Source organism: Microcystis sp. LE19-131.1A (assembly GCF_027532015.1).
Taxonomy (GTDB): Bacteria; Cyanobacteriota; Cyanobacteriia; order Cyanobacteriales; family Microcystaceae; genus Microcystis; species Microcystis ichthyoblabe_A.
This window is the reverse complement of the sequence record NZ_JAPZSS010000060.1, coordinates 19,194-28,439: the sequence shown is the minus strand read 5'-3', so window position 1 is coordinate 28,439 and position 9,246 is coordinate 19,194. Positions and strand designations below refer to the sequence as shown.

Below are 9,246 nucleotides of genomic sequence, written 5' to 3'. Positions count from 1 at the left end.
GAGAAGATGCAAGGGTGATGCAAGGGTGATGCAAGGGTTTTAAGAGATTCTAGCAGATTTAAGTGCATTTGGGAAGCTCTCAATCAAGCTAAAAGCCCTTTCCTGTAAGGTTTTTACCATTATTCAGCAAACCCTATTTAGTTATTTCGGAATGATTGAAATGAATATAGCGTTTCTGGTAAAGGTGAATTATAACCAGATTTGGCATCATTTCCCCACTCCCCAACCACTCACGGATTACTTTTTACTGATTACTGAAAAATCTCTTGTCTCTTAATCAAATTCTGCTTTTAGATCGCGACGCATTAATTCATAAACGGCAACTTGGGGAGAAATTTCCCCGCGCAAAAGACGATCAACTTGACAGGTAATCGGTACATATAAATTTTTTTCTTGGGCAATTCTCATCAAAACTTCTGTGGTATTTATTCCTTCGGCAGTTCCCTCTAATTTCGCCAAAACTTCCGGCAAAGATAAACCTAAAGCTAATTGATAACCCACTTGATAATTGCGGGATAAAGGACTATTACAGGTAGCTAATAAATCCCCTAAACCCGATAAACCGAAGAAAGTTTCTTGACAACCTCCTAGACAAGTTCCCACCCGAATTATTTCCGGTAAAGCGCGAGTTAATAGGGCAGATTTGGCATTAGTACCTAACTGTAAACCATCACAAACCCCAGAAGCGATCGCCATGACATTTTTAAGAGTGCCACCTAACTCAGTCCCCAAGGGATCGCTATTCAGATAAACCCGAAAAGATTCCCCAGATAATAATTTTTGTAACAATATTGCTGCTTTTTGCTGATAACTTGCTACCACCGTCGCAGCGGGTAAACCTTGATTAATTTCTTTAGCTAAATTGGGACCGGAAAGAACCACAAGGGGATTAGCGGGAAAAGCTTGATTCCAGAGATGAAAAGGTGTACGAGTGGTGATCGGATCTAACCCTTTAGTAGCGGTGACGATAATGGTGGGAGAATTTAATGGTAACTGCTGTAATTTTTCGATCGTGGGAGCAACTCCTTTAATCGAAACGGCCGAAATAATTACGTCAGTATCTGCTATAATAGCCCCTAAATCTTCCCCAGTATGACGCGACCAAACCCTAACAGTTAAGTAATTACGTCTAGCCAAATTAGCGAGAGTTTGTCCCCAAATTCCCCCACCTATCACCGTAATTTTCTTGGCATTTTCTAACAACTTTTATTCCCCTCCTTATTAGTGATCCCTGATCAGTGACTGCTTAGAAAAGATTCGATTTTAAGGTTATGAGTCTTAAATGAAATTATTGACCGATTACTGATAGGTAGGTAGGTGTTAAAAGTTGTCTGATCCCCCCTTATCAAGGGGGGCAGGGGGGATCAGAGGCAAAATCTATCTTCAATTTAATTATAACTACTTACTTAACTGTTCCCTGATAACTGAAAAAAATGACACCCTATCGCAATCCTGCCCCCACTGTTGATATTATCATCGAACTGATCGACTCGCCCCACCGTCCGATCGTACTAATTGAGAGAAAAAATCCGCCCTTTGGCTGGGCAATTCCGGGGGGATTCGTGGACTACGGCGAATCGGTGGAAACGGCGGCAATTCGGGAAGCTTACGAGGAAATCAGCTTGCAGGTGCAGTTAATCGAGCAATTTCACGTCTATTCCGATCCTAGCCGCGATCCGCGTCAACACACCATTAGTATCGTTTTTATCGCCACGGCAAAAGGAAAACCGATCGCTGCCGATGATGCCAAAAAAGTCGGGATTTTTCATCTCTGGGAATTCCCCCAAGCTTTATGCTTTGATCACGATCGCATCCTCAATGATTATCGTCGTTATCGGGATTATAAAATCCGTCCCACATATTAGACCTCTTGTAAAAATCAAAAATTGTTGTTAGGGTTAGGAGTCAGTAGCCAGTAGTCAGGAGTCAGGAGAATTAAGAATAAATAATAATCAATTAAATGGTCTATTTACAGATTTAAGGAAACGTTAAAAAATTAAGCTAAGGCGCATTTTAACCGCCTATCCTGAAATTAGCTGAATCTCCCCCAATCCCTTTACTAATGCGCGGGCAGCTTATACACTTCTGAGGGCGACAATCGGCTCCAATTTAGAGGCACGATAGGCGGGAAAAACGCCAAAAAAGAGACCAATACCCGTGGAAACGCTCAAAGACAGGGCGACGGCGGTGGTGGAAACAGTGGCAGCCAGGGGGGAGAAACTGGAGACGAGAACGATCGCTCCCGCACCGACGAGAATACCAAGCGCACCGCCAGCGATGGAAACGAGAGTTGATTCAATCAGGAATTGTAAGAGAATATCCTGTTCTCTGGCTCCGATCGCTTTTCTTAGTCCGATTTCCCCGGTTCTTTCCGAAACCGAAACGAGCATAATATTCATTACCCCGATACCACCGACAATCAGGGAAATACCAGCGATTAAAGCCAAAAGTAGGGTGAGACCCTGGGTAATCGTGGCGAAGATTTCGATCATCTGTTTAGCAGTTTCGACGCGAAAATCATCCTCAGCGACGATTTTATGGCGTAAACGCAGGAGATTCTGGATTTGGAACTTAGCGGCGCGGATTTCCTCCCCCGATCGCGCGGTGAGACTAATCCAACTCAACTCGACACCGTAGGCAGAGGTTTTGCCCACCAGTTGCGAGTTCATGGTGCTAAGGGGAATAATCAGCATTTCATCCTGATTATTGCCAAAAAAGGAGCCTTTCGCCTCTAAAATCCCGATCACCTCAAAACTGAGATTTTTGATCCGCAGCTGTTGACCGAGGGGATTTTGGGTGGGGAAAAGTTGCGCTGCCACTTCACGGCCGATTACCGTTACCCGTTTGTTGCGGGCTAGATCGATATTATTGATAAAACGACCTTTTTCTAGGGTAAAATTGCGGACAGAAGCGTATTCTGGGGTGCTTCCCGTCACTAGAGCCGTCATGTTGCGATTACGATAGGAAATCAGGAAACGAGCGTTTATTTCTGGGGCGACTTCGGCGACGGTGGGAACTTGTTTGGCGATCGCCTGAGCATCGGCTAAAACCAGGGTTTTCGGTAAATCAACGGTTGTATTGCGTGCTTGTCGCGACCCCGGCACCACAAAAATGGTATTGGGTCCCAAGTTAGCAAACTGGTCATTGGCTAAGGTTTGCGCCCCTTGGCCAATACCGATCATGGCCACCACCGAAGCGTTACCGATGATAATTCCTAACATGGTCAGGCCGCTACGCACTTTATTGGCCCCTAGGGTGGCGACGGCCATTTTTAAACTTTCGATGATAAACATATCAGTTATCAGTTATCAGTTATCAGTTATCAGTTATCAGTTAGATAGTTGTAGGGTTTTGGGGTTTTGGGGTATTAGTTGAATTCCCCCATTTCCCCATTCCCCCATTCCCCCATTTCCCCATTCCCCCATTCCCCCATTTCCCGAATCCTGACCTAGCATAAAAAAGACAATTTAGGAATACTTGTTAAAGAAAATTATTGAGATTTTTGATTAGTTTTTGAGGTATCTTCAGCCCCTTCGGGGAGATCGATAAAGACCTTTTCTCCAACTTCCAAACCTGATAAAATTTGGGTTTTATCGTCTAGGACCAAACCGATCGAAACGGGTTTAAAACTGGGTTTATTTTCGGCATCGGGAACTAAAACCCCTGACTTGCCTTCCCGGGTGACAATGGCTACAGTCGGCACGACGAGGGCATTATCTAACTGCTGGCCGACAAAAGTTACATCTACATTCATTTTTGATTTGAGTTTGTCCCGTCCCGTTACCAAACCGATTCTGACCTCAAAAGAAGTAACATTATTCTCGATAATTGCTTCGGGAGCCACAAGAATAACTCGACCTTCAAAGACTTCTTCAGGAAAAGCATCGGCGACAATTCGCACTGGTTGGCCGCGCTGCAATAAACCCACATCTACTTCCGGCACTTTAGCAATCACTTCCAATCCCGATGCTAGGGCGATAATCGAGGTGGAAGTGGCGGAAGCGGTGCTAGAGGCCGAAGTGGTGGGGGTGACAAAAGAACCCTCAGTGGCGTATTTTTGGGTGACGATGCCATCAAAGGGAGCAGTAATGACCGTATCGCGGTATTGAATCTTGATTTGCTCTAAATCGGCCCTAGCGGCCGCTACAGATGATTCTAGTCGAGCCAGCTCGGTTTCTTGGGTTTTTTGGCGTTGTTCGAGGGCAAATTTTGCTTCTGCGATCGCTGCTGCCGCTCCTATCATTTCCTGCTTAATTCCGGCCACTTCTGGGGAAGCGGTTTTATCCGCTTGTTCCAAACGGCGGATCGATTCGTCTAAATTGGCTTTAGCGTTGAGATATTCATTGAGGACAGCATCAAATTGGTCTTGAGCGATCGCCCCTTCCCGGACTAAATTTTCATTGCGTTTAACCCGATTTTCTGCTAGTCGAAACCGGGATTGGGCCGCTTGTACCTGAGCTTGCAGCTGGTCTAAATCTTTGGGAATTCTTTCTTTGGCCTGAGCTAAACGGGCTTCTAATTGCTTATAACTGGCCTGGGCCTGATAAAATCGGGCTTGTAATTGCCCGATATCTTCGGGAATGCTGCGTTTAGCCTGTTCCAGATTGGCTAGAGCTTCCCTTAGATGCGCTTCTGACTGCATTCCTCGGGCATATACCTCTAAATTATCCATGACGGCGAGGGTTTGTCCCTTTTTAACGATCATGCCCTGATCTACCAATAATCGCACTAATCGGCCAGGGTTTTTCGGGCTAATGTTGACACTTTGGATTGGTTCCACCCTACCACTAGCTTTAATTTCCACAGCGAGGGTTTCCCGTTGAGCAGGAACGGTCATTTCCGCCAATTCTACGCCAGGAGGAGGAGTTTGCAACAAACGATAAGAAACCACTCCCACCGCCAGAAAACTACTAGCCATGAGTCCGAATATCCAAAATAGGGGGCGATTTGATTTTCCCAACACGGTTATTGCCATCGATCAGCCAAAAGTTAATTGGTTATATACTAACGTCTCTAGAGTTGCCTTTGTTGTTTCTTTAGCCAACAACTCCCAAGCGAGATAGACTGATTAAAAAAGGCCTATCCCAGGGGTAAACTGTGCCAAAACTTCGATTAATCATTTCTTTGCTCATTTTTTTCGTCGCTGGCAGCCCGCCAGCTTTTTCCCAAGCGCTACTCCCCTACGCCATCGAACCGGAGTTAGAACAGATGGAACAAGCGGGAATTGAAATGGCTGAGGATGCTATCCAATTAGCTCGTTTTCGCCGTACCGATGCAGCCCTCGGACGGGCTAGGTTAGCGGTGCAGTTGGCCCCTCATCTCTATCAAACTTGGTTTATTCTCGGTAGTTTATATCTGCAAGACGATCAGGTACAACCCGGTATCGAGGCATTAAATCAATCTTTGTCCCTTGCTCCCGCCGATGCCCACGCTAATATTAAATTTTCTCTCGGTAGTGCTTATTTTCAGAATCAAGATTACCAGTCTGCTATTGCCCAGATTGAAGCGGGTTTGCAAATTAAACCCGATGTCTCCCCCGCTCTTTTTGATCTCGGTAATTCCTATCTCAAGTTAGCACAATATCCTGATGCGATCGCAGCTTACGAAAAAGCTGTTAGTCAAGATAAAAATTTTTGGCCCGCTATTAATAATATTGGTTTAGTTAAATACGAACAGGGTGATAAGGAAGCCGCTCTTAAAGATTGGCGGGCCGCTTTGAAAATTGATCCTAAACAGCCGGAACCTCAGTTAGCTATTGCGGTGGCTATTTATAGTCAAGGGAAAACCGAGGAGGGCATCAAATTAGCTCAGGCCGCTCTCACTAGCGATAGTCGTTATGTCAGTCTAAAATTTTTGGGAGAAAATCTCTGGGGTCAACGTCTTCTGCAAGACACGGAGAAAATGTTTAATCATCCCCAAATGAAAGATTTTATCGCTCGTTTGCCACAACCAAACCCAGAAGCGGACGAAGAAAATTAAGCTGATAGCAGCAAGCATTAAGATAACCCCTTAGTTAATTTGCTAGGAATTCTTGAGGCTTGCTCTAACTAATTAGGGCTGGCTGAATATCGTTAGCAGCTTTGCTAAAAAATGGTTTTGGGACTTTATTAGCAAAACAACAAATTTTTTGCCGCAAACCCCACATACAGTACAATTATTACAGTTAAGGGTTTGAAAGGCCTAGGATGATGGCAAAGCAATCAGGGGCAATCGCGGTAACAGAACATGATAATAAATGTCCCGAATGTCTGCACTTGGAGATTTCGGGAGAACCCGTTGCGCCTGAGTCGAAGGGACTTTTTTCGCTTTTGAAAAAGTCTGATCCAGAGGCGTTTTCCCTATCGGTGCGGATTATTTTTAATCAGCAGTGGCTTGATTTTCGCTTTGGACGGGTTAAGTTTGGTTTGCGGGGGGGAGAGTTGCGCTTAAAACTGGAGAATGGCCAAATGCCTTCTGAGTTGAGAAATGAAGCGTTGAAAAAGATTTTAGCAAGGGAATTAGAGATTGAACGTCAGTTAGGGGGAGAACAGGAAAGCAAGTTTCAACTAAAAGTTTCTGCAACTCCTGATTTATCGAAAGCAAGCTTAAAGGGAGTTAGAGAACAGCGTCAAAAAGAGTCCCAGGGGGATAAGTTTCAGCTTAAAATAGCGCAAATTAGTCACAAGGGAGCAAATAATCAGCCTGTGTGGGTGTTCGAGAATAGGACAGGTGAGCCTGTTTTGATTGGGGAATTAGCGGATTCCCTGGGTAAAATGTTAATTGCGGGTGTTCCCTGGAGCGTTGAAGCGACATTTACTCATGAAATGCGTCAGGTTGTGATTACGGGTTTAGAAAATTTATTTAAAGATGATATTTCTGGACACAAATTGAACGTATTTGAGTTAGCAGTAGCTAAGTTATTTTTAAAGCATAAAACCCAACCCTATCTAAGTCGTCAGGTATTACGTTATGAGTGATGCAGATTTTATTCGAGAAGTTGAAGAACTGTACCTGCGTCTTGCTAATGCAGATACAGATGATCTGGTTGAGTTAGCTAAACTTGCGGGTTTAGACCCTAAAACAGATTTAGCCGACTCTGTTTGGGTTCCCTATCCCAGCGTTGGGGAATTTCGCCAGAACACCTTAGCGGCGGCGGTGCTGACAGATTATCTAAAAGAGCATGGGATAGAGGTAGATGCTGCGGCGGCTGATAATGCTCAAGTGGTACTACCCAAGCTAGGTAAACTAGAAGCTGTATTGATTCCTCAAGACTCTGATGGAGAACCGTTGGATTTAAGCCAAGTTAGGGTCAATATTGACCTAAATCCGGCAACATTGGCCTATATTTTAGTCGAGTTAGGGGAAGGAGGAGCTTGGTTAACTGGGGTTCTGTTGAGTTCGGACCTGCGTCAGGATTTCCCAGAAGGCGGTGCGGTGTCCTTGGCGATGAGGAAACCTATATCGGCGCTGTGGGAGGCTTACCGTCGGTGGGAAAACTGTCAGCAAATCATGGCGCAGTATATCGATAAACAAGGCTGGTCAGCGGAACAGCGATCGGAGGTAATCACGGTGTTAAACTGGGTCTGGGACTATCGGCAGGACTATGAGCGTCCGACGCTATTAAAGGAGTTTTTAGAAGAGAAGGCCAGCGAGAATCATGAGAATTTTAAACCCTTAGTCTCGCGTCCGGAAGGGGTAAAGGAAGCAACGCCTGAGCCGTCTTCAGAGGGTGCGGTGGACTGGCTAGAGGTGGCGATGGATTTGCTTGATGAATTGGGAAAATGTATTTAAAAAATAATTATGAAAAGCATTAAAATAATTGTCGAAAAACACCCAGATGGCTATATTGCTTATCCTTTAGGTATTGAAGGTGTTGTCATTGGCGAAGGCGAATCATATCAAGAAGTGCTAGAAGATGCGAAATCAGCACTCCGTTTTCATATTGAAACCTTTGGAGTAGAAGTTTTAGATACTGAATATTCTGTCTTAGAAGCGTCTATTATAGTAAGGTGATCATTAACAAAGAGGTCAACAGATGCAAAACTTACGTCAGGTTTCTTTACTAACAAGTGGACAAGAGCAAGTCTTAACTATTCCTCCTGAACTTGCCCTATCAAGCACAGAGGTTTTGTTACGCAAAGAAGGTCATCGCTTAATCATTGAGCCGATTTCTTCCGGTTCTCTAATTTCTTTGCTGACTACTTTGCCAGACATTACAGACAATTTTCCTGATATAGATGAAGGGTTGCTTCCCCTTGATGACATTACATTTTAGTACCACCCAATGACCTATCAATATCTGCTTGATACTAACATCCTATCACATTTGATCAGGTATCCCCAAGGTCAGGTTTTCCAGCATATTGTGGATGTCGGCGAAGAAAGCGTTTGTACGAGCATCATTGTGGCGTGTGAATTAAGATTTGGCGTGGTTAAAAGTGGTTCCTACCGTCTGGTACAGCAACTAGAACGCATCCTGAGTTCTTGACAGTTTTGCCATTAGAATCAACTGTAGATAAGCACTATGCCCTAATTCGTAAACATTTGGAGCAAGCAGGAACCCCAATCGGTCCAAATGATTTACTGATTGCTGCTCATTCTCTAGCGCTTGATTTGACTCTTGTTACCGCAAATACTCGTGAATTTGAGCGTGTGCCTGCTTTGAAGTTAGAGAATTGGTTGATTGATTCTGTAATAATTTTTGGGGGATAATTTGTCATAAATGATCTTGCTGATGATGGTTTTGTATATATTCTGCCACTACTTTTTTGCGGTTTTCTCGCAATGATAAATCAGGTGGAGCATTTTCTAAAAGATGCTGAGGATGACCTCCCCGGCGTTGTAATAAAGTTTTACGCGGTTTTAAGCTTTGCCAATGTTCGTAAATGAGTTTTTTCAGAAGTTCTTCTGAGCTAATATTCTCTTCGGAAATGATGTCTGCTAGATAGTTCTCGGTTTCTCGATCTAGATTAATCGATAACATTGTTACTTCATGGGATAAATCAATATCTTTGATTATAGTTTAAAATCCATGATCGCACTCACCCCCCATCCCCAATTGAGTTTGCTAGAGAAAAATTCGGGGTACGGGCGAAGCATTCGGATAAAAAATCTAGGGTTTCAGTAATAGGTTATTGTCCGAATGCTTCGCCCCTACTCAATCATCTAACAATCCGTCGTAACGCACCACATCTATCATTAATTTAACTACTACTTGGTGCGTTACGCTATCGAAGGGCGCACCCTACTAAAAACTCTAGATATTAC

11 protein-coding genes and 1 pseudogene are annotated in these 9,246 nt (G+C 44.1%); 8 read left to right on the top strand and 4 right to left on the bottom strand.

Features of this window, described 5'->3' with window-relative positions; genetic code table 11:
- Positions 1-273 precede the first annotated feature (273 nt).
- On the bottom strand, positions 274-1,203 hold the full coding sequence (locus tag O9323_RS05335; RefSeq protein WP_002753252.1) for an NAD(P)H-dependent glycerol-3-phosphate dehydrogenase: 930 nt from the start codon (positions 1,201-1,203) through the stop codon (positions 274-276).
- A 230-nt stretch (positions 1,204-1,433) separates the two neighbouring features.
- Here O9323_RS05335 and O9323_RS05330 point away from each other — a divergent pair, with 230 nt between their 5' ends.
- Positions 1,434-1,865 carry an NUDIX domain-containing protein gene (locus O9323_RS05330; RefSeq protein ID WP_288124790.1) on the top strand — a complete coding sequence of 144 codons (432 nt, stop codon included), beginning with the start codon at positions 1,434-1,436 and terminating at the stop codon, positions 1,863-1,865.
- Between the two features lie 210 nt (positions 1,866-2,075).
- Here O9323_RS05330 and O9323_RS05325 read toward each other — a convergent pair whose 3' ends face one another.
- Together O9323_RS05325 and O9323_RS05320 are read right to left on the bottom strand one after the other, a co-directional pair.
- Complete coding sequence (locus tag O9323_RS05325) at positions 2,076-3,293, bottom strand: ABC transporter permease (RefSeq protein WP_288124789.1); 1,218 nt, start codon at positions 3,291-3,293, stop codon at positions 2,076-2,078.
- A 197-nt stretch (positions 3,294-3,490) separates the two neighbouring features.
- Positions 3,491-4,975, bottom strand: a complete 1,485-nt coding sequence (locus O9323_RS05320; RefSeq protein ID WP_288124788.1) for an efflux RND transporter periplasmic adaptor subunit — start codon at positions 4,973-4,975, stop codon at positions 3,491-3,493.
- On the opposite strand from O9323_RS05320, the gene O9323_RS05315 reads away from it, so the two are divergent.
- From O9323_RS05315 to O9323_RS22540, 7 genes and pseudogenes are all read left to right on the top strand, one after another.
- Positions 4,917-5,063: a hypothetical protein gene (locus O9323_RS05315; RefSeq protein WP_002740204.1), complete on the top strand. Its 147-nt coding sequence runs from the start codon at positions 4,917-4,919 to the stop codon at positions 5,061-5,063. The two genes, O9323_RS05320 and O9323_RS05315, sit on opposite strands and share 59 nt — an antisense overlap.
- Positions 5,064-5,097: 34 nt before the next feature.
- Positions 5,098-5,979 carry a tetratricopeptide repeat protein gene (locus O9323_RS05310; protein WP_288124787.1) on the top strand — a complete coding sequence of 294 codons (882 nt, stop codon included), beginning with the start codon at positions 5,098-5,100 and terminating at the stop codon, positions 5,977-5,979.
- Between the two features lie 209 nt (positions 5,980-6,188).
- Entirely contained in the window at positions 6,189-6,956 is a 768-nt protein-coding gene (locus O9323_RS05305; protein ID WP_353851587.1) for a hypothetical protein, read from the top strand.
- Positions 6,949-7,770: a hypothetical protein gene (locus O9323_RS05300; protein WP_288124785.1), complete on the top strand. Its 822-nt coding sequence runs from the start codon at positions 6,949-6,951 to the stop codon at positions 7,768-7,770. The genes O9323_RS05305 and O9323_RS05300 overlap by 8 nt, the downstream gene beginning before the upstream one ends.
- A gap of 9 nt (positions 7,771-7,779) precedes the next feature.
- Positions 7,780-7,992 (top strand): type II toxin-antitoxin system HicB family antitoxin, encoded by a 213-nt coding sequence (locus O9323_RS05295; RefSeq protein ID WP_002753241.1) that lies wholly within the window; start codon positions 7,780-7,782, stop codon positions 7,990-7,992.
- A 22-nt stretch (positions 7,993-8,014) separates the two neighbouring features.
- Positions 8,015-8,254 carry an antitoxin gene (locus O9323_RS05290; RefSeq protein ID WP_002793069.1) on the top strand — a complete coding sequence of 80 codons (240 nt, stop codon included), beginning with the start codon at positions 8,015-8,017 and terminating at the stop codon, positions 8,252-8,254.
- Between the two features lie 9 nt (positions 8,255-8,263).
- Positions 8,264-8,691, top strand: a pseudogene (locus tag O9323_RS22540) (type II toxin-antitoxin system VapC family toxin).
- Positions 8,692-8,695: 4 nt separating this feature from the next.
- Here the strand turns inward: O9323_RS22540 and O9323_RS05280 are convergent.
- A complete protein-coding gene (locus O9323_RS05280; RefSeq protein WP_103111475.1) occupies positions 8,696-8,962 on the bottom strand; it encodes a hypothetical protein in 267 nt (88 codons plus the stop codon).
- Positions 8,963-9,246 lie beyond the last annotated feature (284 nt).

Coding starts and splice junctions, on each gene's coding strand:
- O9323_RS05320 (WP_288124788.1), bottom strand. CDS start 4,975: ATGGCAATAACCGTGTTGGGAAAATCAAATCGCCCCCTATTTTGGATA.
- O9323_RS05305 (WP_353851587.1), top strand. CDS start 6,189: ATGGCAAAGCAATCAGGGGCAATCGCGGTAACAGAACATGATAATAAA.
- O9323_RS05290 (WP_002793069.1), top strand. CDS start 8,015: ATGCAAAACTTACGTCAGGTTTCTTTACTAACAAGTGGACAAGAGCAA.
- O9323_RS05295 (WP_002753241.1), top strand. CDS start 7,780: ATGAAAAGCATTAAAATAATTGTCGAAAAACACCCAGATGGCTATATT.
- O9323_RS05280 (WP_103111475.1), bottom strand. CDS start 8,962: ATGTTATCGATTAATCTAGATCGAGAAACCGAGAACTATCTAGCAGAC.
- O9323_RS05325 (WP_288124789.1), bottom strand. CDS start 3,293: ATGTTTATCATCGAAAGTTTAAAAATGGCCGTCGCCACCCTAGGGGCC.
- O9323_RS05300 (WP_288124785.1), top strand. CDS start 6,949: ATGAGTGATGCAGATTTTATTCGAGAAGTTGAAGAACTGTACCTGCGT.
- O9323_RS05315 (WP_002740204.1), top strand. CDS start 4,917: ATGAGTCCGAATATCCAAAATAGGGGGCGATTTGATTTTCCCAACACG.
- O9323_RS05330 (WP_288124790.1), top strand. CDS start 1,434: ATGACACCCTATCGCAATCCTGCCCCCACTGTTGATATTATCATCGAA.